This window comes from Streptomyces sp. NPDC002209 (genome assembly GCF_042890265.1).
Classification (GTDB): Bacteria; Actinomycetota; Actinomycetes; order Streptomycetales; family Streptomycetaceae; genus Streptomyces.
In genome coordinates, this window is the sequence record NZ_JBIARX010000025.1 from 1 (window position 1) to 22108 (window position 22108).

General features: G+C 73.7%; 20 protein-coding genes. 2 read left to right on the forward strand and 18 right to left on the reverse strand.

The annotated features are described in order from the left end of the window. Positions 1 to 91 precede the first annotated feature (91 nt). The 5 genes from ACFYXK_RS30800 to ACFYXK_RS30820 form a co-directional block, all read right to left on the reverse strand. Entirely contained in the window at positions 92 to 1048 is a 957-nt protein-coding gene (locus ACFYXK_RS30800; protein WP_389414118.1) for an aromatase/cyclase, read from the reverse strand. A gap of 139 nt (positions 1049 to 1187) precedes the next feature. After that, positions 1188 to 2147: an aromatase/cyclase gene (locus ACFYXK_RS30805; RefSeq protein ID WP_389414119.1), complete on the reverse strand. Its 960-nt coding sequence runs from the start codon at positions 2145 to 2147 to the stop codon at positions 1188 to 1190. After that, a complete protein-coding gene (gene fabG / locus ACFYXK_RS30810; protein WP_389414120.1) occupies positions 2147 to 2965 on the reverse strand; it encodes a 3-oxoacyl-ACP reductase FabG in 819 nt (272 codons plus the stop codon). The genes ACFYXK_RS30805 and fabG overlap by 1 nt, the downstream gene beginning before the upstream one ends. Further along, complete coding sequence (locus ACFYXK_RS30815; protein ID WP_389414121.1) at positions 2962 to 4767, reverse strand: FAD-dependent oxidoreductase; 1806 nt, start codon at positions 4765 to 4767, stop codon at positions 2962 to 2964. Before ACFYXK_RS30815 ends, fabG begins: the two co-directional genes overlap by 4 nt. A 59-nt stretch (positions 4768 to 4826) precedes the next feature. Continuing rightward, positions 4827 to 6419 (reverse strand): class I adenylate-forming enzyme family protein, encoded by a 1593-nt coding sequence (locus ACFYXK_RS30820; protein WP_389414122.1) that lies wholly within the window; start codon positions 6417 to 6419, stop codon positions 4827 to 4829. A gap of 156 nt (positions 6420 to 6575) precedes the next feature. Between ACFYXK_RS30820 and ACFYXK_RS30825 the strand changes: the two genes are divergently transcribed. Then, positions 6576 to 7040 (forward strand): nuclear transport factor 2 family protein, encoded by a 465-nt coding sequence (locus ACFYXK_RS30825; RefSeq protein ID WP_389414123.1) that lies wholly within the window; start codon positions 6576 to 6578, stop codon positions 7038 to 7040. A 25-nt stretch (positions 7041 to 7065) separates the two neighbouring features. Here ACFYXK_RS30825 and ACFYXK_RS30830 read toward each other — a convergent pair whose 3' ends face one another. The 6 genes from ACFYXK_RS30830 to ACFYXK_RS30855 form a co-directional block, all read right to left on the reverse strand. Further along, positions 7066 to 8322 carry an FAD-dependent monooxygenase gene (locus ACFYXK_RS30830; RefSeq protein ID WP_389414124.1) on the reverse strand — a complete coding sequence of 419 codons (1257 nt, stop codon included), beginning with the start codon at positions 8320 to 8322 and terminating at the stop codon, positions 7066 to 7068. Between the two features lie 4 nt (positions 8323 to 8326). Then, on the reverse strand, positions 8327 to 8590 hold the full coding sequence (locus ACFYXK_RS30835; protein ID WP_389414125.1) for an acyl carrier protein: 264 nt from the start codon (positions 8588 to 8590) through the stop codon (positions 8327 to 8329). Between the two features lie 47 nt (positions 8591 to 8637). Next, positions 8638 to 9915 (reverse strand): ketosynthase chain-length factor, encoded by a 1278-nt coding sequence (locus tag ACFYXK_RS30840; RefSeq protein ID WP_389414126.1) that lies wholly within the window; start codon positions 9913 to 9915, stop codon positions 8638 to 8640. Further along, complete coding sequence (locus ACFYXK_RS30845) at positions 9912 to 11177, reverse strand: beta-ketoacyl-[acyl-carrier-protein] synthase family protein (protein WP_389414127.1); 1266 nt, start codon at positions 11175 to 11177, stop codon at positions 9912 to 9914. Before ACFYXK_RS30845 ends, ACFYXK_RS30840 begins: the two co-directional genes overlap by 4 nt. Further along, positions 11174 to 11944 (reverse strand): thioesterase II family protein, encoded by a 771-nt coding sequence (locus ACFYXK_RS30850; RefSeq protein ID WP_389414128.1) that lies wholly within the window; start codon positions 11942 to 11944, stop codon positions 11174 to 11176. The genes ACFYXK_RS30845 and ACFYXK_RS30850 overlap by 4 nt, the downstream gene beginning before the upstream one ends. Positions 11945 to 12110: 166 nt before the next feature. After that, complete coding sequence (locus ACFYXK_RS30855; protein ID WP_266674249.1) at positions 12111 to 12932, reverse strand: AfsR/SARP family transcriptional regulator; 822 nt, start codon at positions 12930 to 12932, stop codon at positions 12111 to 12113. Between the two features lie 246 nt (positions 12933 to 13178). Here ACFYXK_RS30855 and ACFYXK_RS30860 point away from each other — a divergent pair, with 246 nt between their 5' ends. Beyond that, the gene (locus ACFYXK_RS30860) at positions 13179 to 14258 is read left to right on the forward strand and encodes a BTAD domain-containing putative transcriptional regulator (RefSeq protein ID WP_389414129.1); all 1080 of its coding nucleotides are present in this window, start codon (positions 13179 to 13181) and stop codon (positions 14256 to 14258) included. Between the two features lie 82 nt (positions 14259 to 14340). On the opposite strand, the gene ACFYXK_RS30865 is transcribed toward ACFYXK_RS30860, so the two are convergent. The 7 genes from ACFYXK_RS30865 to ACFYXK_RS30895 form a co-directional block, all read right to left on the reverse strand. After that, entirely contained in the window at positions 14341 to 15246 is a 906-nt protein-coding gene (locus tag ACFYXK_RS30865; RefSeq protein WP_389414130.1) for an MBL fold metallo-hydrolase, read from the reverse strand. Between the two features lie 198 nt (positions 15247 to 15444). After that, positions 15445 to 16266, reverse strand: coding sequence for a 4'-phosphopantetheinyl transferase family protein (locus ACFYXK_RS30870; RefSeq protein ID WP_389414131.1), 822 nt, complete (start codon positions 16264 to 16266; stop codon positions 15445 to 15447). Beyond that, the gene (locus tag ACFYXK_RS30875) at positions 16263 to 18203 is read right to left on the reverse strand and encodes a beta-ketoacyl synthase N-terminal-like domain-containing protein (protein WP_389414132.1); all 1941 of its coding nucleotides are present in this window, start codon (positions 18201 to 18203) and stop codon (positions 16263 to 16265) included. The genes ACFYXK_RS30870 and ACFYXK_RS30875 overlap by 4 nt, the downstream gene beginning before the upstream one ends. Positions 18204 to 18421: 218 nt before the next feature. After that, positions 18422 to 19285: a phosphopantetheine-binding protein gene (locus ACFYXK_RS30880; protein ID WP_389414133.1), complete on the reverse strand. Its 864-nt coding sequence runs from the start codon at positions 19283 to 19285 to the stop codon at positions 18422 to 18424. 33 nt (positions 19286 to 19318) lie between these two features. Next, positions 19319 to 20023: a ScbR family autoregulator-binding transcription factor gene (locus tag ACFYXK_RS30885; RefSeq protein ID WP_389414134.1), complete on the reverse strand. Its 705-nt coding sequence runs from the start codon at positions 20021 to 20023 to the stop codon at positions 19319 to 19321. A gap of 88 nt (positions 20024 to 20111) precedes the next feature. Next, complete coding sequence (locus tag ACFYXK_RS30890) at positions 20112 to 20969, reverse strand: BTAD domain-containing putative transcriptional regulator (RefSeq protein ID WP_389414135.1); 858 nt, start codon at positions 20967 to 20969, stop codon at positions 20112 to 20114. A gap of 312 nt (positions 20970 to 21281) precedes the next feature. Then, positions 21282 to 21935, reverse strand: a complete 654-nt coding sequence (locus ACFYXK_RS30895) for a ScbR family autoregulator-binding transcription factor (RefSeq protein ID WP_389414136.1) — start codon at positions 21933 to 21935, stop codon at positions 21282 to 21284. Positions 21936 to 22108 lie beyond the last annotated feature (173 nt).

Below are 22108 nucleotides of genomic sequence, written 5' to 3' on the forward strand. Positions count from 1 at the left end.
GCCCGAGTACTGGACGTACTCGGGCGCCCCGACAACGCGGCGAGGTGCGGTGCCGGGCGGCGCGGGTCAGGCAAGATCCGGAAGAGACGGCCTAGAGCCTGCGGATGGCGGTCTGCGCGTACCGCTTGGCGAGGTTGAGGGTGGCGGTGCTGTTGCGGCCGAGCGCCTCGCGTACGTACGTCCTGGCCTGTGCGAGGTCCGCGCCGGGGCCGAGGACCCGCTCGACGGCCTCCTCCCGCAGCAGCACGCTGTGCTGGGAGACCGCGGTGACCCCGGTCTCGTCGGGGATCAGCGACCACTCGCCGGTGTGCGCGGTCATCAGGGCCGGGGTCACGGTCTGCTTGTAGACGATGCGGCCCGCGTGCGGGAAGCAGACCCGGACGGACTCCGTGGTGTGCACGGATCCGTCGGACGTCACGGTGTCCATGCTCAGCAGCTGGACGCCGGGCTCGTCCTCGGTGACGGCGACGCGGGAGACGTGCGGGACGCGTTCCGGCCAGTCGGCGACCCCGTAGAGGAACTGGTAGACCAGGTCGGCCGGTCCGTCGATGCGTACGGAGTCCTCGAAGGACAGCAGCAGGCCGTCGAGCCGGGTCCAGTGCTCCGCGGCCTCCTTCAGCTGCGCCAGCTCGGCGCGGCTGTTGGTGTCGGTGGCCGCCTTGGTCCAGTCGACGTCCGCGGGCCGGTCGCCGGCCACCGCGAAGTCGTGGAGCAGCGTCAGCCGCGAACGGTCGGCGCCCCGCGGCTCCACGATCCAGCTGCCGCCCATCGCGATGACGGGGGCGGCGGGGACCTCCTGGCGGAAGTCGATCCGCAGCCGGGGCGCGTCCAGGGTGCGGCGCGAGAGCCAGGACCTGACGCTCCCGTTCGCGGTGACCCACATGTGGAAGCGGTCCTGGGAGCCGTCGAAGTCGAGCCGCTCGACGTGGATGCTGGGCGGGATGAACAGCGGCCACTGCGTCGTGTCCGCGATCAGACCGTAGACCACGCCTGCGGGCGCGTTCACATCCACGGCATAGGACGTCCGGTGCACTTGCTGGACAGACATCGCCACACCCTTCCCTCACACTTGGTCCAGAGTCTGTCCGCGACCGCCGGAGTACGGCTCGAGACGGCCTGGAGCCCCGGGCGGTGTCCGGTGGATCAGGTCCGGACGGCCGCGACGCTCCCTGCGGACACGACACCCCCTAGCTCGCGAGCGCCGACTCCGCGTGCTGCTTGGCGTACGTCATGGTCGCGGTGCTGTTGCGGCCCAGCGCCTGGCGGACGTACCTGCGGGCGGCCGCGAGGTCGGCGGAGGGGCCCAGCACCTGGGTGATGGCCTCCTCGCGCAGCACGACGCCGTGCTGCGAGGTGACCGTCGAGCCGTACGCGCCGCCGGTGACCGTCCACACGCCGGTGTGGGCCGACATCAGCGCCGGGGTGCGGGTCTGCTTGTAGACGATGCGGCCGGCCGCCGGGAAGCACACCCGCACCGATTCGGTGGTGTGCGCGGACCCGTCGGCGGTGAGCGTGTCCATGGCCATGATCTGGACGCCGGGCAGCTGGTCGGGCTCGGTGAGCTCCAGCCGCGAGACGTGCGGCAGCAGCTCCGGCCACTGCTCGGCCCGCTCCAGGAACGCGTAGACCAGCTCCGGCGGGGCGTCCACGTCGACGCGGTCCTCGAAGGACATCACGAGTTCGTCGAGCTTGCCCCAGCGCTCGCCCAGCTGCGCCAGGTTCGCGAGCTCCGCACGGCTGTTGGTGTCGGTGGCGCGCTCGACCCACTCCACGTCCTGCGCCCGGTCGCCCTCGACCGAGAAGTCGTGCAGCAGCGTCAGCTTCGAGCGGTCGGCGCCCAGCGACTCCACGATCCAGGTGCCGGTCATCGCCGACAGCGGGGCTGCGGGGATCTCCTGCCGGAACTCGATGCGCCGCGCTGCCGCGTCGAGCACCCGGCGCGAGGTCCAGGACTTGACCTGGCCGTTCGCCGTCGCCCACATCCGCAGCCGCTCCTGTACGCCGTCGAACGCCAGGCGCTCCACGTGCACGTTGGGCGGGAAGTACAGCGGCCACTGCACGGCGTCCGCGATCATTCCGTAGACCACGCCCGCGGGGGCGGCCACCTCGGTCTCGTGCACGGTACGGTGCACGCGCTCGGCCGCCATCAGAAGTTCCCCAGTCCGCCGCAGACGTTCAGCGCCTGCGCGGTGACGGACGCGGCGAGGTCCGTGGTCAGGTAGCCGACCATGGCCGCCACCTCCTCCGGCGTCGCGTAGCGCCCCAGCGGGATCTTCGCCTCGAACTGCTCCTGCACGTCCTCGGTCGTGGTGTCCCAGGCCGCCGCGTAGCCGGCCCGCACGCGCTGCGCCATCGGCGTCTCCACGTAGCCGGGGCACACCGCGTTGACCGTGATCCCGGCCGGGGCGAGCTCCTTGCCGAGGGCCTTGGTGAAGCCGACGACGGCGTGCTTGGAGGCCGAGTACGGGGCGCCCAGCAGGACGCCCTGCTTGCCCGCCGTGGAGGCGATGTTGATGATCCGGCCGTAGGAAGCCCCGGCCAGGCCGCCGTGCTTGAGCACCTCCCGGGTCAGCAGGAAGACGCTGTTCAGGTTGGTGTCGATGACGTCGTACCAGAGCTCGTCGCTGATGTCGGCGGTCGGACCGCCGCCGCTGCGCCCGGCGTTGTTGACCAGGACGGAGATCGGGCCGAACTCGGCCACGGCGGCGGCCACCAGTTCCGCGATCGCCTCGCGGGAGCGGACGTCGGCGGCCAGGCCCGAGACCTCCAGGCCCTCGGCGCGCAGCTCCTTGACGGTCTGCTCGACGGTTTCCGCGGTCCGCGCGCACAGGAACACCCGGTGCCCGCGCCGGGCCAGGTCGCGTACGACGGCCAGGCCGATGCCGCTCGTGCCGCCGGTGACCAGGGCGACCGGCTTCTCCGGCGCCGCGTGCGGCTGCGCTGACGGTGTTGTCGGTGTGCTCAACGTGTCCCCTCCAGTACCCGTGGTGAGGTCTCGACCGTGTCGCGGAGCTCTGGAGACGCGCTGGAAGCAGGGTCGAGGAGCGGTACGGAGGCGCGGTCGGCGGGGGTCGCGGCCGCCGCCGGCGGCGCGGACGGGCGGGGTGCGCGGACCGCTTCGCGGATCACGTCGGGCAGCGCGGCGGCCGCACCCAGCGGCGCGAGGGCCCGCGCGAGCCCGCGCCGGGTCAGCTCCGTGCCGCTCGCGGCGATGTAGCCGTCGGGCCGGATCAGCACCCAGCTGCCGGGCCCGAGGTCCAGCGAGCGCCGCAGCAGCCCGTTCGGGTCGGGCAGCGGGGCGGGCCCGCCGCCGAGGCCGTCGCCCGCGGTCCGTACGGACAGCCACGTGCCGTGTGCGGCCGCGGCGGCCGCCGCGACCCGTCCCGCCTCGCCGGGCTCCTCCTGCGCCGCCCACACCAGGGACCAGCGGGTGTCGCGCAGTTCGGCGCGCAGCGCCCGGGAGCCGGGGTCGTCGGGGTGCCGCCCGGCCGCAGCGGCGGCACGCGAGCCCGCGGGCACCGCCATCAGCGGGTCGGCCGTGGTCAGCGGGGACTCGGGGTAGGACAGCAGCAGCCCGGACATGCCGCCGAGCACCTTGCGCTGGATGGCCCGGCGCAGCGGCCCGATGTTGCGTACGAAGGTGAAGGCGACGGGCAGCCCCACGCCGGCCAGGGTGTTCTTGAACTGGACCAGGAAGGTGGCCTTGCGGACGGAGCCCAGGAGCTTCTTGCCGATCGGGACGCGCTCCTGCCCGTACGTGGCCAGCAGTTCCCGGCCCGCCTGCCCCAGGGCGGCCATGGCGAGCTTCCAGGCGAGGTTGTAGGCCTCCTGGATGCCGGTGTTCATGCCCTGTCCGGAGGCGGGGCTGTGCACGTGGGCGGCGTCGCCGGCCACGAAGCAGCGGCCGTCGTGCATGCGGGGCACCATGCGCTGCTGGAAGGTGAAGACGGAGGTCCAGTCGGGTTCGCCGACCTGTACCGGGCGGCCGAGCCCGGTGCTGAGCTTCTCCGAGAAGCGCTGCGCGGCCTCGCGCGGGGTCTCCGACCGGCCGGCGGGGGCGGTGTCGAGCAGTCGCCAGTACCCCTCGCGCTGGTACGGGACCATCATCATGGCCTGGCTGCCGGTGTGGGCCCAGTAGATGGTGTCGGGCGGCAGGTCGAGGGAGACGGCCGCGTCGGCCAGGGCCCAGGTCTCGCTGGACTCGCCGAGCAGCGGGAGGCCGAGCTGCTTGCGCACCGTGCTGTGGCCGCCGTCGCAGCCGACCAGCCAGGGCACCTCGTACTCCTCGGTGGAGCCGTCGGCGTGCTCGAGGCGGGCGCGTACGGTGTCCCGGTCCTGCTCGAGGGAGGTCAGGCGCACGCCCCATTCGACCCGGACGCCGAGCCGTGCGACGGCCTCGCGGAGCACTTCCTCCGTCTCGGTCTGCCCGATGACGAGGGTGTACGGGAACCGGGTGGGCATCGAGCGGTAGTCCGCCTCGAGGCGTACCAGGCGCCGGCCGCGCGCGAACATCGTGAAGGCCCGGTTCTTGCGGCCCCGGGCGAGCAGCCCGTCCACGAGGCCCATCTGGTCGAACGTCTCGAGCGTGCGCGGGTGGACGGCCACCGCACGGCTGGTGGGGGCCGGACCGGGGGCGCCGTCCACGACGCGCACGCGCAGTCCTCGGCGGGCCAGTTCATGGGCGGCGGTCAGGCCCACGGGGCCCGCCCCCACCACGAGCACGCGGGGGGACCCGGCCGCGGGGGATGTACCGGCGTTGGTCGCCACAGTGGTCGCTCCTCTGGTCGTACGGGAAGTGGTGCGCGGGCCGTGCGGGCGCGGCGGTCTCACGCCGCCGTCTCCGCCTCGGCCCGGCTGCGCAGGCTGTGGCGCAGGGAGCGCCGCTCGGGCTTGCCGACGTGGTTGCGCGGCACGGCGTCGATCACTTCGACGCGGCGGATCTGCTCGAACCAGTTCAGGCTGCCGTTGGCGCGCTCCACGACGGAGTCGATGACGTCGAGGAGGCCGGGGGCGGTCGGGTCGCGCAGCACGATGCCGGCCCAGACGACCGCGCCGTGGACCGGGTCGGGCCAGCCCGCCACGATGCACTCGGCGACGCGCGGGTCGGCGCCGATGACCCGTTCGACGGCGGTGGGCGAGACGAGTTCGTTGTCGTACTTGAAGACGTCGCCGAGGCGGTCCACCAGGAACAGTTCGCCGTCCTCGTTGCGGTAGCCGACGTCCCCGGTGGAGAACCAGCCGTCCTCGTCGATCGGCGAGGGCGCGCTGTCGTCGAGGTAGCCGGCCATCAGCTGGGGCCCGCGGACCTGCACCTCGCCGGTGGCGTAGACCTCGAGCGGGGTGCGCGTGCCGGTGTGGACGATGCGGCATTCGGTGCCCGGTACGGCGGGACCCACGGAGCCGCTCTTGGGGTGGTGCGGGTCCTGGGAGTGGGAGAGCGGGGAGAGTTCGGCCAGCCCGTAGCCCTGGATGACGGGCACGCCCAGGCTCTCGCGCAGCGCGCGGGCGGCGGTGGGGGACAGGGCGGTGCCGCCGGAGAGGACGGCGGTGAGGCGGCGCCCGGCCGGGAAGTCGTCGGTGAGCCGCCCGTCCTGGGCCAGCACGTGGAGGCGGGCGGGCAGCCCGTAGTAGTGGGTGGCCTCCGCCTGCGCCGCGACGGCGAGGGAGGCGACCGGGTCGGGGTCGGTGCACAGCACCTGGCAGGCGCCCGCGTAGATCCCCGAGTTGAGGTGCATGGTGTGGTAGAGCGGCAGGTGGTTGAGGGTGACCGAGTCGCTGCCGAGGTCGTGCGCCACGGCGATCTGGGCGGCGTTCGCCACCAGGTTGCGGTGGGTGAGCCGGACGCCCTTGGGGCGGCCGGTGGTGCCGGTGGTGAACTGGATGCACGCGTCGCCGTCGAGGTCGACGACTCCGGGCAGGGCCGTCCGCTCCGGTGCCGAGTCCAGTGCCGCGGCCAGCGGCAGGGCGTCGCCGGGGACGATCCCGTCGGGCGCGTCCGTCACCACGACGGAGCGCAGGTCCGGCAGCTGGTCGCCCAGTTTGATCAGCAGCTCGGCCGTGGCGGCCGGCACGAACGCCACTTCCACGGCGGCCGTCCGCAGCACGTGGACCAGGCCCGTCTCCTTGATCAGCGGGTTGACCAGCACGACCGTGTTCCCGCTGCGCACCGTCCCGTAGTAGGCGGCGGCGAAGACGGGGTCGAGGACGTTGGAGACGCCGATCCGCGCGCCCCGGCGGCCGCAGGTGTGCTCCAGGTAGGAGGCGAAGCGGTCGGCCTGGCCGTCGAGTTCGGCGAAGGTCACGGTGGTCGTCATGCCGGTCCTGGTCGCGGTCCGGATCGCCAGGCCTGCGGGGTCGCGGACCGCCGCCCGGCGCAGCAGGCCGTCCAGCGGGAGTTCCGGGTACACGAATCTCGGCATGGTGCTGTCCTCCTGGCTCCCGAAGGGGCGGCCGCGGCTGCGGTGGCACCCCTAGACCCTGTCGGCCCAGCCTGGGCAGGAACGCTTGAGGAGTCTTCGAAGAATGCTCGATCTGCGCCGCAGAAGCTGTCGGGAACCGAAGAACGGAGTCCCGCGATGACCGCGACGATCGCCACCGAGGCGTCCCCCCGCCCGCCCCAGGGGCGGGAGTTCGGCCTGCTGTACGCGGAGGTCCAGCAGTTCTACTCCCGTCAGATGCAGCTCTTCGACTCCTTCGAGGCCGAGCCGTGGGCGCGGACGTTCACCGAGGACGCCGTCTTCGACGTGCCGACGCTGCCGGCGCCGGTGGTCGGCCGCGCGGCCCTCGCCTCGAACGTCCGGCGCAACGCGGAACTCCACTCCACCAGCGGTGAGAAGTTCCGGCACTGGCTGGGCATGCTCGACGTGCAGCCGCAGCCGGACGGATCGCTGCACACCCGCAGCTACGCCCTGGTGTACCTGACCCCGCGCGGCGGCGAGTCGAAGGTGCACCGGGTGTGCGTGATGGAGGACGTGCTCGTCCGCTCGTCCGGCCCCTGGCAGGTCTCCCACCGCCTGGTCACCCGCGACGACCTCGCGTGACGGCCCGGCCGGGCCGCACGTCCGCTCAACCGCGGACGTGCCGGTCGGGCAGGGCGGTGAACAGGTCGGTGCGGACCCCGGCCGGGTCGCGCCCGTGCGCGAACCTCCGGGTGATCCTCGCGCCGATCGGGGTGCGGGTGACGATCCCCGCCGCGCGGGCCCTCAGCAGCGCGGCGGCCGGCGGCCCCCCGCCGGACAGCGCCCGGGTCTGCACGACCTGCATCCGGTGCACGGCGGAGGCCGCCGGGGACCGCCGCCGCTGATAGGCCTCGAGCCGCCGGGCGGTGGGCTCCCCCGCGTGCAGCGCGGCGACGAGTACGGGGTGCAGCGCGGCGGCGTCCTGGAGGGCCAGGTTGATGCCCTGGGCGCCGATCGGCCCGTGCGTGTGCGCGCTGTCGCCGAGGAGGACGAGTCCGTCGCGCACCCACTCCCGGGCGTGCGAGGCGGACACGTCGAGCACGGTCAGGTCGGCCATGGAGCCGAGCTGTGCGTGCAGCAGGTCGGCGAACTGCGGCAGGATCCCGGCCAGCTCCCGCCGGATGTCCCCGATCCCGCGACCGGCGGTGCGGGCCCGGCCCGGCGGCAGGGCCCAGACCACGCTGATCCGGTCGGGGTGGGTGTCGTGGACCAGGACGGCGCTGTCCGGCGCGCGGTGCACCCGTACGCGCCCGGTGGCCCGGCGCGGTGCGTGCAGCGAGAACCGCACCACGTCGTGGACGAAGGACGTGGTGCGCCCCGCGTCGATGCCCGCGAGGGCGCGGGTCTTGGAGAACCGGCCGTCGGCGCCGACGACCACGGCGGCCCGCACGGTGACCGGCGCCCGGTCGGGGCCGTGCACGACGGCTCCCTCGCAGGGGCTGCCGGGACGCTTCTCCAGGAGCGCGGCGATCCGGTGCCCCTCGAGAACGGTGAAACCGGGCAGCCTGCGGCATGCCGCCAGGAGTTCCTGCAGCACGTGCGCCTGCGGGAGGGCGAGCAGGTGGTCGTACGGGGCGGGCAGGCGCCCGTAGTCGATGTCGAGCAGCACCTGCTCGCGCTCCAGGACCTGGACGCCGCGCAGGCTCGCCGCGCCGCGGGCCGCGGCTCCGGCGAGGATGCCGAGCTCGTCCAGGACGCGCTGGCCGCCGGGCTGCAGGAGCTCGCCGTGGAAGTCGCGGCGCAACCCGGTGGAACGCTCGACGAGCGTCACGCGGACGCCGGAACGCAGCAGCATCAGCGTCAGCGCGAGCCCGGCGGGTCCGGCGCCGATGACGCAGACGTCGGTGTCGAGCTCCTCACCCACCGGTTCAGACCGCGGCCCGGGCTGCCAGCATCTCGTTGACCATGGCGAGGTAGCGGCGCGGGGTGTCCGCGTCGTCGAGGGCCTCCTCGTCGAGCAGGACGTCGTACTCGCGCTCGATGTATCCGGTGGTCTGCAGGACGGCGAGCGAGTCGTAGCCCAGCTCGAACCAGCTCAGGTCCAGGACGTCGCCGTCGAGGTCGACACCCTCGTCCTCGCCCGCGCACTCGCGCAGGATGCGCTTCAGGTCGTCGAGTTCCAGACGTTCCATGCTCTTCCTCTGTTCCGGTGGGTGATGTGAGGTGGGGTGGGTGCGGGTCAGGCGTCCGCGGCGCGGACGACGACGGCGGAGTTGAAGCCGCCGTGGCCGCGGGCCAGTACGAGCGCGGTCCGCAGCGGCATCCCCAGGGCGGGGCTGGCCGCTCCGGTGACCAGGTTCAGCGGGCAGTCGTCGGCCGGCAGCTCGGTCCCGGTGGTGGGCGGGATCACCTGGTCGCGCAGGGCGAGCAGGGCTGCGGCCACGTCGAGGGCCGAGCCGCCGGCGGCGAGCCGCCCGGTCATCGACTTGGGTGCGGTGACGGGCACCCCGCGCGGGCCGAACAGTGCGGTGATCGCCGCGGCTTCGGCACGGTCGGCGTTGCGCTCGCCCGCCGCGTCGGCGAAGACGACGTCGACCTCGTCGGGGTGCACGCCCGCATCGGCGAGGGCGAGCTCTGCGGCCGCGCCGAGGCGGGAGGTCCCGTCGGCGTCGAAGGTGGCGGCGTGCCCGGCGATGCTCCCGTAGACGCGGGCGCCGCGGCGGCGGGCCTCCTCGGCGCCCTCGAGGACGAGGAGCGCGCCGCCCTCGCCCGCGACGTGGCCGCTCGCGTCCTCGGCGAACGGCAGGTAGGCGCGGGCCGGGTCCTCCCGGTCGGTGAGCCCCCCGCCGGCCAGGTGGGCGGCCCAGCCCCAGGAGCACAGCGCGGAGTCGAGGCCGCCGCTGACGACGAGCTCGGCGCCCTTGCGGATCTGGCGGCGGGCGTGGGCCAGGGCGTCGAGGCCGCCGGCCTGCTCGGAGACGATCACTCCGGAGGCTCCGCGCAGGCCGTGCCGGATGGAGATCTGGCCGCTGTTGACGGCGTAGAACCAGGCGAAGGACTGGTACGCCGAGACGTGCTGGCCGCCCTTGCTCCACAGTGCCTGGAGCTCCTGCTGGCCGAAGTCGAAGCCGCCGAAGGAGTTGGCGGTGACCACGCCCGCGGCGTAGTCGGGCAGCTGCGCGGGGTCGGCCCCGGCGTCGTCGAGCGCCTCCTTGGCCGCGGCGAGCGAGAGCCGGGTGACGCGGTCGGTCTGCGGCAGCAGCCGGCTGGAGACGTGGTCGGCGTCGACGAATCCGGGCACCTCCCCGGCGAGCTTCGCCGGATAGCCGCTCGCGTCGAAGCGGCTGACCGGGCGGATGCCCGATTCGCCGCGCAGGACGGCGGACCACCAGGCCTCGGTGCCCAGCCCGTTGGGCGCGGCGACACCGATGCCGGTGACGACGGGGGCCGCGGTGCGGGAGCCCGCGGCGGCGGGAGTGGCCCGGGCGGGGGCAGGGGCGGCGACAGCGGTGTTCATCGGTCCGCCTTCAGGTTCGGGCTGGTCAGGATCATCGCGCTCTGGAACCCGCCGAATCCGCTGCCGACGGTCAGGACGGCGTCGGTGCGCTGCCGGCGGGCGGTCAGCGGGGTGTAGTCGAGGTCGCAGGCCGGGTCGGGCTCGTGCAGGTTCGCCGTCGGCGGGACGGTGTCGTGCTCGATGGCGAGGGCGCAGGCGGCCACTTCGAGGGCCCCGATCGCGCCGAGCGAGTGCCCGACCATCGACTTGATGGAGCTGACGGGGACCTCGTACGCGCGCTGTCCCAGACTGAGCTTGAAGGCCTCGGTCTCGTGCTTGTCGTTCTGCTTGGTGCCGGAGCCGTGCGCGTTGATGTAGTCGATGTGCTCGGGCAGCAGCTGTGCCTCGTCGAGCGCGGCCGTGATGGCTGCGGCCATCTCGGCTCCGTCGGGCCGCAGTCCGGTCATGTGGTACGCGTTGCTGCGCGAGGCGAAGCCGGAGATCTCGGCGTAGATGTGCGCGCCGCGGCTGCGGGCGTGCTCGTACTCCTCGATGACGAGGACCGCCGAGCCCTCCCCCAGGACGAACCCGTTGCGGGTGCGGTCGAAGGGCCGGGACGCGGTCTCCGGCTCGTCGTTGCGCGTGGAGGTGGCGCGGATGGCGTCGAAGCAGGCGGCGGTGATCGGCGTGATGGGCGCCTCGGCCGCGCCGGTGACCATCACGTCGGCGCTGCCCTCGCGGACGAGGTCGACGGCGTGCCCGATCGCGTCGAGACCGGAGGTGCAGCCGGTGGAGACCAGCGCCACGGGCCCCTGGGCGCCGACGGTCCGGGCCACCTCGGCGGCCATCGAGCTGGGGACGAAGTGGTCGTACAGGTGGGGCACGGCCTTGGTGTGGTCGACGAGCGTGCGGCTGCCCTGCTCGCTGACGACCCCGTACTCGGCGTCGAGGCTGGTGGTGCAGCCCAGCGCGCTGCCGAGGGTGACCCCGGTGCGCGTCGTGTCGTACGAGCCGGCCAGGCCGCTGTCCGCGAGGGCCTCGCGGGCGCTGACGACGGCGAACTGGGCGGCGCGGTCCAGGCGCCCGGACTGCTCGGCGGTGAGCCCGGACTCCTGCGGGTCGAAGTCGGCCTCGGCGGCGATCCGTGAGCGGAACGCGGAGGCGTCGAAGAGGGTGATGGCACGGGTGGCCGTACGGCCGTCGGTCAGCAGCGACCAGAATTCCTTGGTGCCCGGGCGGCCCGGGGCCACGACCCCGATGCCCGTGATGACGACTCGTCTCATCGCCCTTCCCCCTGTCCTGTCTGGTCGCGGTGGCCGCGCTGCACGATGCGGGCGGCCCGGCCGAGCATCCGGGGCAGTTCGCCGCCCCGTACGAAGAAGTGGTCGCCGGGCACGGTCCGCTGGACGAACCGTCCGGTGGTCCATCGGCGCCAGCCCTCGGCGGCCTCGGCGCCGACGAGGGGGTCCTGGTGACCGGTGACCGCGAGCAGCGGTACGGGCACGGGCCCGGGCGTGGTCGGCTCGATGGCGGCGGCGCGCAGGTTGCGGGCGAGCCGGAGATCGGCGCGGAGCACGGGGAAGACCGACCGGAACCAGATGTCCCCGGGCTGCACGCCGGGCGGCAGCGCGTCGAACCGGTCCAGGACCCGCAGCAGTTCCGCCTCGGGCAGTTCCGCGGAGTCCGCGAAGACGGCCGGGGTGTCCGGCGGCGGGCTGGCCCCGACGGCCAGCAGTGCGGGCATCGGCAGCCCTTGTTCCAGCGCGACGTGGGCGACCGTGAGGGCGACCGTCGCGCCGAGGCTGTGCCCGTAGAGGATGTAGGGGGCGCCGGGCTCGTCGGCGATCTGCTCGAACAGCGGCTTGAGGTCGGCCAGGAGCTCTTCGCGGCCGGTCAGCCGGATCTCACGGCGCCGCTCGTCACGTCCGGGCAGCAGCCAGGACGTGGTCTTCACCCCGCTGCCGGCGAGCTTGTCCCACCGGTAGAACGAGGACACTCCGGCCCCCGCATGTGCGAAGCAGTGCAGCCGTACGGCCTGCCTGTCTCCCACAGCCACCTCCCAGGAACCGAACCACGTAGACCTCGACCCTCACCGACCGCGCTGGAGACCGGCTCGAATCGGTGTGCAGGGTCGAGGAACGCGGCGCGGTCCGCCGGCGGCCGGGCGAGGAGCCGGCGGGCGGCGGCCCGCGTCGGCTCCCCCGCCGGGCGGGCGGCTAGGCGGCGTACAGGTCGAACGTCGATCCGCGGCGCGGACCCGCCACCACGTCCAGCGCCGGATCCACCGTCAGCATCGCCTGGTGCAGGCGCTGCAGCTGCGGGGACGGCTCCACGCCCAGTTCGTCTATCAGGCGGTTGCGCAGCCTGCGGTAGACGTCCAGGGCCGTGGCCTGGCGGCCGGACCGGTACAGCGCGACCATGGCCTGCGAGTGCAGGCCCTCGTGCTGCGGATGGCGGGCGATCAGTTCGGTCAGCTCGGCGATGACCTCGACGTGGCGGCCCAGGCGCAGGTCCGCGTCGATGCGCCGCTCGACGGTCACGAGCCGGCTCTCCTCGAGGCGCATGACCTCGATCTCGAGGATCGGCCCCACCCGTACGTCGACCAGCGCCGGACCGTTCCACAGTCCGAGCGCCCTGCGCAGCATGTCGGCCGCGCGCTCGTCGTCGCCCTCCTCGTACGCGTTCTGCCCGCCGGCCACGAGCGTCTCGTACTCGTGGACGTCGACCGCGTCCGGCGGGATCTGCAGCAAGTAGCCGCCGTGCCGCGTCGCGAGCACGTCCTTCGCGCTGCCCGGGACCCCCGGGCCCATGGCGGTGCCCAGCCTCCTGCGCAGCTGCAGGATGTACGTCTGCAGTGTGGTGAGCGCGCTCTGCGGGAGCTCGGTGCCCCAGATCTCCTCCATGAGGGTCTGTACGGGCATCACCCGCCCCGGGTAGAGCGCGAGCAGCGCCAGGATCTGGCGCGGCTTACCGGCCGTCGGAACAATCGAGCCCCCGTTGACCTCGGCACTCAACGGACCCAGAACCTGAATCTGCACGGTCTCCTCCGTTATTTTGTCGAGTTCTCATCGATTTTCAGCCCTCGACTCCGGCACGCTAGCGGGATCCAGTGCCGTGCCCCCGAATTCTTGAGCAGGTGTCAAGCCGCCCTCCGTCAAGGACGGTTGCAGGTTGAAAACACAGTGGTAGATTCCGCTCAGGGGATTAAAACCGGCGCATTTGCTTACGGCCGCCGGTCTTCGTGTCTTTCCGCAGATCCCGCGAGATCGCCGGGAGGAGGCACCATGGATTTCGGCGCACACGGCACCCGGGACGTACCCGGCGACGCCGGGGTGGACTTCCGCATCCTGGGCCCGGTCGAGGTGTTCGACCGGCGCACGGGGGCGTGCATCGTGCCCTCCGGCTCCAAGCAGCGGGCGCTGCTGGGCGCCCTGGTGGTGCGGGCGGGCCACGTGCTGTCCGCCGAGCGGCTCATCCACGAGCTGTGGGGCGACCGCCCGCCCGTGAGCGCGGCCAACGCGCTCCAGGCCCATGTGGCCCGGCTGCGCCGGCTGCTGCAGGGTGGCGCTGCGGACGGGGACGGCCACGAGTGGATCGCGACCCGTTCGATGGGCTACCTGCTGCGCCCGGGCCGGGCCACCGCCGACGCCCAGCGCTTCCACCGGCTGTCCGCCGAGGGCCGGGCGGCGCTCGGCTCCGACCCCGTGCACGCGGCCGAACTGCTGCGCGGGGCCCTCGCCCTGTGGCGCGGACCGGCGCTCGAGGGCAGTACGCAGGGGCCCATCTGCACGGTGGAGGCGGACCGGCTGGAAGAACTCCGGCTGACCACGCTGGAGACGCTGCACGACGCGAACCTGCGCAGCGGGCGGCACGCCGAGGTCACCCGGGAGCTGGAGCGGCTGACGGCCAGCCACCCCATGCGCGAGCGGCTCTACGACCTCCACATGCTGGCGCTGTACCGGTGCGGCCGGCAGACGGAGGCGCTGGGCGTCTACGAGCGGGCCCGCCGGCGACTGGTGGACGAGCTCGGCGTCGAGCCCGGCCCGGCCCTGCGCGAGCGGATGGAGGCGATCCTGCACCACTCGCCGTCCCTCGCGGTCCCGAGGCCGACACCGCCCGTCCCGCTCGCCCTGCCCATCCCGCCCATCCCGTCCAGCCCGTCCGGCCTGCTCGCCCCGGCGGTCCCGTTCACCCCGCGCGCCCCGGCCGCCTCGCCGGATCCGCATGCGGCCCTGCTCGAACTCGGCCGTGAAATCGCCCGTCTCGGCGACCGGATCGAGTCGCTCAGCCGGGAGCAGGAGGAGCTGATCAGGCGCTTCAACCTGCTGGCCGCCGTGCCGGTGCCGGGCGGGCAGCTCGTCTGACCCTCGCGGGCACCCGTACGCGAAGACGCGAGCGCGCGAAGACCCCCTGCCGGCATCTGCGGCAGGGGGTCTTCGCGCCGGCTCAGGCGAGGCACTGCGAGGGGCGGCCGTGGTACATGGTCATCTCCTGGAACAGGGCGCCGACGTCCAGCGGCGATCCTTCGGGCAGGCCCTGCTCCTCGGCGTATCCGCGGTGGAGGTTGGGCAGCAGGCGCTCGGTGTCCAGCAGGTCGGCGTAGGGGCCGAGGTCGGTGGCGCGGGCCAGCTCGAGCGGGGTCGCGCCGGCCGCGGCGCCCTCCCGGGCCAGGCGCTGGATCCAGCGCAGGTAGGCCTCGTTGGCGTCGAGCAGCTCGGGGCCGCCGACCGGGCCGTGGCCGGGCACGACCGTGGTGGCGCCCAGTGCGCGCAGCCGGTCCAGCGCGCGCAGGGAGCCCGCCACGGACCCCATGACGCAGAACGGCGTGACCCCGTTCATCACGAGGTCGCCGGTGAACAGCACGCCCTGGTCGGGCAGCCAGACGATCGTGTCGTCGGTGGTGTGGGCCGCCGGGCCGATGTGCACGAGCTCGGCCCGGATGTCGCCCACGTGGAGCGTCGTGCGGTCCTGGAAGGTCAGCTCGGGCGGGGTGACCTCGATGTCGCCCCAGCAGACGTCCGGCCACAGCCCGGCCATGTGCAGCCCTGCCGCCCGGACCATGGCCCGGGTCCGCTCGTGGCCGATGGTCAGGGCTTCGGGGAAGACGAAGTTGCCGTAGGTGTGGTCGCCGTGGAAGTGCGTGTTGACCACGGCGCGCGGCGGCCGCGGTGCCAGGCGCAGCGCGGCCCGGCGCAGCTGCCGGGCCCGGTTCTCGGTGGCGGCGGTGTCGACGAGCGCGCTGTGGCCGCCGTCGGTGAGGATGCCGGCGTTGTTCAGGCACCAGCCGCCCTCGGGCTGGACGTACGCGTGGACGCCCTCGGCCACCTCGATGACGGCGCTCTTGGCGTCCACGGGCCACCTCTTTCTACGAAGATCCGGAAATATGAATTCTCGGTCTCCGCACCGCCGCCCCGCTCGACTTTCCCTTGATTTCCCGTCGCATTACGAACTCCGGTTCGCTTTCCTCCACCCGTCTCGATCGAATGTCGAGCGGATTTCCAAGGAAATCGTTTGCGGCCACCCGATGCGGCACGGCGGACCGCGGGTCCGTCATACTCCGGCGGGCTCCGGCAGGACCAGGCGGCGGGGCGCGGCGCGCCCCCACGGGAATCCGTGGTGAAGATGGACGGCCGGCGGCCGGGTGTCGTCGACCTCGACCGCAACCGCCGCCAGCACGTCGGGCACCGGCTCGACCTCCAGGAACCGCCAGCGCGCCGCCGCATCGTCGGCGGGCGGCCGGAAGGACAGGACACCCCGGTCCTCGGCCAGGGTGAACACGAAGGAGTCGAAGGGCAGGCCGAGTCCCAGCCCGCGGGCCTTGGAGTACGCCTCCTTCAGCGTCCACAGGCGCAGGACGCGCCGGTCGCGCGGCCGCCCGGGGGCGGCCCGGGCGATCCACTCCTGCTCCTCGCGGGAGAACGTCGCGATGATGCTCTCCAGACCGCGCTCACCGCGGTCGAGCCGCTCGACGTCGACTCCGATGCGCAGGCCCCGGGAGACGCCCAGCAGGTTGTAGGCGTTGGCGTGCGAGAGGTTGAAGTCCAGCGTGTCGGCGCCGCGCGGCAGACCTCCGGCGGGCGTCTGGAGGAACGGCCGCCCGCGCGAGGAGCGCCAGATGATCGCCTCGGCCTCGGGGATGCCGGTCTCCAGAGCCAGCACCCGGCGCACCAGGGCGTGGGCGACCAGGTACTGGCGGCGGTCGCGTTCGAAGAGGAAGCGGCCGGCCACCTGCTGTTCGTTCTCGTCCAGCCAGTGCGAGGCCAGGGTGGCGGCGATCCCGGGCGCGAGGTCCTCGTTGGGGCAGAACCACAGGTTGACCGGGGCCGGCTCGTTCTCCCCCTGCCCCGCCAAGTCGAAGGACAGCGTGGTCATGCCGAAGCCTCCTCGCCGCCCAGCCACAGCGGTATGCGCAGGAATGCGGATGCGGGCAGCGGTACGGCCACGGTGGCTGCTCCGTGGGCCGGTTCGAGCGCGGTCCAGTCGACGTCGAGCCCGGACAGCCACAGGCCGCGGAGCTGGTGCAGGTGCCCGGCCTGCCAGAGCGCGGCGAGGTACCCGTCCGTCTCGGGTACGCCGCCCAGCCCCAGCGGGTCGGCGCCGCCGTCCCGCAGGTCGGCGCAGGGAGCGCCCTCCCGTACGAACCGCTCCAGGATCCGCACCAGTTCGCCGGTGTCGGCGACGACGGCCGCGAACCGGCAGTCCATGGCGGCCCGGCCGGTGCGCAGGGCGCGGGCGAGCGCCCCGAGCGGGGGCAGCGGGCCCGGTCCGCCGAGCAGCTCGGCGAACCGCCGTGCGGTGGCGGCCAGATGGGCGGGCGTGGGGGCGGACAGCACGAACAGCTCGTCGGCCGCGGGAGACCGGTCCGCCGCCGATCCGGCGGCCGGGGCGGGCACGTACTCCTCGAGGACCACCTGCGCGTCCGCGCCGCCGGCGCCCCGCACGCCGACGCAGATCCGGCGGGGTGCGCCCTCCCCGACCTCCCCGGCCTCCCCGCTCCCCCAGGGCTCTGCCTCGGCGCGGGCGGGGCCGGGTGCCAGGATCCGGTGGCGCAGCTGGAGCACGGCCCGGGTCAGGGCGGCGGCCCCGGTCGCGGGGCCCGCGTCGCCGACGAGGGCGCGTACGGATCCGGCGTTTTCGCGGACGGCGACGGCCGACGCGTCCATCCCGGCCACGCGCAGGGCCTCGCGCAGCACCCGCTGCGCGGGGGCGTCCGCCGGGGCCGCGGGCTGCGTACCGAGATCGGCGCAGGACTCGCGCAGGGCCGCTGCGGCACGCGCGGCGGCTCCCTTGCGCGCGTCGGCGGCCCGGGACCTGCGGCCGGGGCCGGCTGCCGAAGGGTCGGGGGCGGTGTGGCCGACCGCGCTGCCGCGGACCACGCAGTGGATGCTGTCCCCGTCGGCCAGGGCCCGTGCCAGGGGCTTGAGCAGCAGCGCGCCGACGCCTTCGCCCGCCCCGGGGAGCCGGCTGGACGGGTGCAGCAGCAGCCGGACCCCGCCGACGAGCGCGGCGGCACATTCCCCGCGGTGCAGGGCGGCGACGGCGAGATGGAGGGCGACGAGCACGGAGGACTCGGCGGTGTCGACCGACTGGCTGGGGCCGGTCAGGCCGAGCAGGGCGGAGAGCCGGTTGGGCAGGCTCCACTGGCCGCCCGCGGGCATCGGGCGGGGCCGCTCGGACGTCCACGTCCGGGCCGCGAGCAGCAGGTAGTCACCGCTGCCGGCGCCGGTGAACACCCCGACGCTGCGCGGCGTCCCGTCGCGCGCGGTCAGGGCGTCCAGGCGGCCGCCGGTGCAGCCGGCGTCCTCGAGGGCCTCCCAGGCGGTCTCCAGGAACAACCGCTCCTGGGGGTCGATCAGGGCGGCCTCGTGCGCGTCGATCCCGAAGAACTCCGGGTCGAAGTCCTGTACGCGCTCCAGGTAGTGGCCCCGCTCGTCGCCGGGCCGGCCGGCCGGCGGCCGGGAGGCACTGTCGTGCCCGCCGCGCGCGTGCCGCCAGAAGGAGGCGAGGTCGGGGGCGCCCGGGTAGCGGCCGGCCATCCCGACCACCGCGATCGGCTCGGCGCCCGGCCCGGCGGGCGCGAGGGGCTCGGCGGGCTCTGCGGGCGCGGACTCCGCGCTGCGGCCGGGAGCCGGGTGTGCTGCGGCCGGGGACTGCTCCTTGGCGTCCTGCTCCGGCCAGGCGTCCGGCAGTGTGAAGACCACGGGTCCCGAACCGGTGGCGCCACCGGCGGCGCCGGTCAGCAGAGCGGCCACCTGGGCCCGGTCCAGATGGCCGTTCTTGAACCGGGTCAGGACTTCCTTCTCGTCCATCTGGACGTGCTCCTTCTAGGGGGTGTCCGGCGCGTCGGGTCGGATGGGCCGGATCGTCTGGTGCCGTGGACGGCGAGGCGGAGGAGGCGACGCGGCGGGGCGCCTGCCGGCGGTGGCCGGGGGACGTCGGCGAGCGACGACGACGCGGCACGGCGCGGTGCCGGACGAGCCGGGCCGGGCCCTGGTCCGCCGGACATCCCCTGGGGGCTTGAGCTCCTTCAGCCGCGGCGGGCGAGCAGCAGGAGTGCCTCGTCCACGGTGAGCCGGTCGTCGCGGATCGCGTCCAGCAGGACGTCGAGATCGCCGCCCGGCAGCGGCCGTGCGGCAGGGGCAGCGGCGGCGGTGGTGCCGGCGGGGGCGGCGGACGCCGGCCCGGTGGCCGGGCGGAACGCCGGCTCCTGTGCGTGGGGAGCGGGGCTCCCGAGGGCCGCCGGGGCAGGGGCGAGGTCCTGCGCGGCCGCGCCGGTGCGGGCCGCGATGTATGCGGCCATGGCAGCGAGGTTGGGGTGCTCGTAGAGCAGCACCGACCGCTCCTCGAGACCGAAGGTGCGGTTGACGACCGCGATGAACTCGGCGCCCACGATGGAGTCCACACCGAGCACGTTGAACGCGGCGGTGGTGTCGATGTCCCAGGGGTCGCAGCACAGGATCCCCGCGAGCTGCTCCCGCAGCACCTCCGCGATCCGGGTCGCGGCGGCGGCCGCCGGCACCTGCCGCTCGAGGCCCGTGGCCGGCGCCGGAAGGGCAGCTGCCGGGACGGCGGCGGCTGCGGCCGCGACCGCCGCCGCGGAGACGGCGCGGGTGACGGGGGCGGGCACGGGCGCTGCGGCCGCGCTGCGCGCCGCCCGCGCGACCTCGCGTGCGAAGGACGCCGGTGTCGGGAAGTCGTACAGGTCGGTCGCCAGCACCCGCAGTCCGTACCGGGTGTTGACGACGGCGACGAACTCCACGACCAGCAGGGAGTCGAGCCCCATGGACTGGAAGGTCTGCTCGGGGTCGATCTTCTCGGGCTTGATCCGCAGCACGTCGCCGAGGACGCCGATGAGGTCCGTCAGTACGTCCGCAGGATGTTCATTCGTCATCGCAGGCTCCTCCAAGTCGTCGGTGGCGCACGGTCACGCGGTGCTGCCCGAGAACACCGGCCGGGACCGGCGGGCCGTGGGTGCGTCCAGGGCGTCGCCCACGAGGCGGGGCGCGGGGTCGGTACCCGGCATCCCGACGCGGAAGTTCTTCTCCGCGCCCTCGGGAACCAGGCAGGGCAGCAGCAGCGACCACACCCCGGCCACCCGGCGCTGGAGCTCGGCGTACGGCATCCCGGTGCCGGCCAGCGATTCGATCCCGCAGCTCGCCGCGGCGACCAGCGACTCGATGCTCTCCCAGCGGCCCTCGGCGCGGAGTTCACCCGCGTCGCGGGCCTGGCGCAGCAGTCCGCAGACCTCTGCGAGCCAGATCCGGTGGAAGTCGGTGGCGAGCGCGGTCAGTCCCGCGCACTCCTTGGTGATGCGGAAGCTGGCCGGGATCGCCGGCTCCTCGCGCAGGTTGAGCGCGAGCCAGTGCGTCGTGTTGATCAGCGTCTGGAGCGGAGAGAGGCCGGATGCGCGCAGTTCGCGCACCGACGCGTGCAGCAGCTCGCAGCCTCGCAGCTGGACCGCCTCCGCCAGTTCGTCTTTGGAGGCGAAGTGGAAGTACAGCGCCCCCTTGGTCACTCCGGCGAACGCGGCGATCTCACCGAGTGTCGCGTTCGCATAGCCGTTGCGGTGGAACATCTCGGCCCCCGCATGGACGAGCTTCCTGCGGGTCCGCTCCGACCTGTCCTGCATCGCGCTGCCTCCTCGGCCCGTGGTCCGGGCGCGCGTCCGGCCCGGCGAGCCGATCGCGGCCGCGTTCCTCGTATCGCGTAGGGCCATCTCAGCCCACGCGTACGAGTCGCTCGCTGTTCGTGTCCGTGGCCACCGGACTCTCGGGGCTGGCCATCAGGATCGAGCGCTGCAGCCGGCGCAGGGCGGCCGACGGCTCGAGCCCGAGTTCGCGCACCAGGGTGGCGCGCAGCCGCTGGTAGACGTCGAGGGCCTCGCCCCGGCGGCCGGAGCGGTGCAGGGCCAGCATGAACTGGCCGTGCAGGTTCTCGTGGGTGCGGTACCGGCTGGCCAGCACGGTCAGCTCGGCGAGCAGTTCGCGGTGTCGCCCGAGCCGCAGATCGGCCTCGATGCGCTGGTCGAGCGCACAGAGCCGGGTCTCCTCGAGCCGCCGGGCCTCCATGTCCAGCTGGATCCCGCCGTGCACGTCGGCGAAGGCGGGCCCCGACCACAGGGCGAGCGCCTCGCGCAGCTGCCGGGCCGCGCCCGGGAAGTCGCCCGCGTCCATCGCCCGGTAGCCGATGCCGGCGAGCCGGTCGAACTCGCGGACGTCGCTGGTGCCGCCGCCGCTGTTGAGCAGGTAGCCGCCGGGCAGCGTGACGAGCACGTCCTTGGCTGTGCGCCGGCCTGCGGCGCCCTCGGCACCTTCGCCGCCTTCTGTGGCGGCCGCGCCCTGCTCCAGTGCGCTCGCGATGAGGGCCCGCAGCTGCAGCACGTAGGTCTGCAGTGTGGTGCGTGCGCTGCGCGGCGGTGCACCCGCCCACAGCTCCTCGATCAGAGCCGACACCGGGACGACCTGATCGGCATGGAGCGCGAGCAGCGCCAGCACCTGTCGCGGCTTGGGGGCTGTCGGCGTTACGGAGACTCCTTGCTCCCGAACCGCCAGTGTTCCCAGTACTTCGATGTCCACGCGTACTCCCCTGTCCGTGGATGAGCCGACCTCAGTAAAAAACAGGACCGGCGGTTTGTCAATACGAAACCGACCGTGCTGTTTTTATTTCTTCGCCCACCTAAAGATCTCCCGCATAACGCTCTGACCTGCACATTCACCCCAAGCGGAGACGGCGAGACCCGCTTCGACTACGCTCCGCTCCCCCTCCAAAGCAGACCGAGGCGGACAAGAACAGACCATCAGGTATCCACCTGGAGGGCCGGGCCGGCACACGAAAGCCCCGGCCCTCCGCGGGGTGCGGGAAGGGCCGGGGCACTGGCGCGGCATCCCCTACGACTCGCGGATGCCCTCGGCATCGAGGTCCACGAGGAGGGGGGCGGGTACGAGCGTCGGCAGCAGGAGCCGCCAGAACCGGGTGACCGTGGACGCCGAGAGCCACGCCGCGTCCCGGGCGCCGAGCACCTCGAAGCCCACGGTCGCCGCCACCACGGCGGTCACCACGTCCCGGGCCGCCACACCGGGGTGCAACTCGCCCTCGGCGTCGGCCCGTTCCAGCGTATCCTCGACCCACCTCCGCCAGCGCACGCGCAGATCGGACTGCGACACACGGGACGGCTCCCCGCTCAGCTCGAATCCGGCCCGCAGCACCACATCGGTGCGCAGCGCCGCGGCGAGCCCGTAGGTGACGTCGACGAGGAGCTGCACACGGCCCGCCCCGGGCGCCGGCCCGGCGTCCGTGACGGCCAGCAGCCGGGTGAGCGCCGCCGCCTCGACGGCGTCCGCCAGCGCGGCCTTGCTCGCGAAGTGGAAGTGCAGCGCCCCGTTGCTCACCCCGGCCAGCGAACTGATCCCGGTGAGCGACGCCACCGAGAAACCCTCCCGGTCGAAGATCTGCGCCGCGGACCGGATCAGGCTTTCACGCGTGCGCGCCGCGCGCTCCTGTTTGACCATCGACTGCTCCGTCACTGCGAGGGGTTGCCGCACCGGCCGAAGGGCAGGCAGGCCGGGGGCGCTGTCACGGAGCGGCCGGGGGAGCTGATCGCGATGGCACCCCGGCGCCGCCCTCACAGTCACACCAGACCATCCCCCGCGAGGCGGCCGCTGCTCCGTACACCCACCCTAACAAACCGCTCATGCGGTTTTTGCTCAGGATGCGT

What these genes read in the sequence shown, in the direction of transcription:
- ACFYXK_RS30860 (WP_389414129.1), top strand. Translation starts at nt 13,179, where the DNA reads ATGGATTTCGGCGCACACGGCACCCGGGACGTACCCGGCGACGCCGGG.
- ACFYXK_RS30885 (WP_389414134.1), bottom strand. Translation starts at nt 20,023, where the DNA reads ATGCAGGACAGGTCGGAGCGGACCCGCAGGAAGCTCGTCCATGCGGGG.
- ACFYXK_RS30880 (WP_389414133.1), bottom strand. Translation starts at nt 19,285, where the DNA reads ATGACGAATGAACATCCTGCGGACGTACTGACGGACCTCATCGGCGTC.
- ACFYXK_RS30840 (WP_389414126.1), bottom strand. Translation starts at nt 9,915, where the DNA reads ATGAACACCGCTGTCGCCGCCCCTGCCCCCGCCCGGGCCACTCCCGCC.
- ACFYXK_RS30825 (WP_389414123.1), top strand. Translation starts at nt 6,576, where the DNA reads ATGACCGCGACGATCGCCACCGAGGCGTCCCCCCGCCCGCCCCAGGGG.
- ACFYXK_RS30800 (WP_389414118.1), bottom strand. Translation starts at nt 1,048, where the DNA reads ATGTCTGTCCAGCAAGTGCACCGGACGTCCTATGCCGTGGATGTGAAC.
- ACFYXK_RS30875 (WP_389414132.1), bottom strand. Translation starts at nt 18,203, where the DNA reads ATGGACGAGAAGGAAGTCCTGACCCGGTTCAAGAACGGCCATCTGGAC.
- ACFYXK_RS30845 (WP_389414127.1), bottom strand. Translation starts at nt 11,177, where the DNA reads ATGAGACGAGTCGTCATCACGGGCATCGGGGTCGTGGCCCCGGGCCGC.
- ACFYXK_RS30835 (WP_389414125.1), bottom strand. Translation starts at nt 8,590, where the DNA reads ATGGAACGTCTGGAACTCGACGACCTGAAGCGCATCCTGCGCGAGTGC.
- ACFYXK_RS30805 (WP_389414119.1), bottom strand. Translation starts at nt 2,147, where the DNA reads ATGGCGGCCGAGCGCGTGCACCGTACCGTGCACGAGACCGAGGTGGCC.
- ACFYXK_RS30820 (WP_389414122.1), bottom strand. Translation starts at nt 6,419, where the DNA reads ATGCCGAGATTCGTGTACCCGGAACTCCCGCTGGACGGCCTGCTGCGC.
- ACFYXK_RS30870 (WP_389414131.1), bottom strand. Translation starts at nt 16,266, where the DNA reads ATGACCACGCTGTCCTTCGACTTGGCGGGGCAGGGGGAGAACGAGCCG.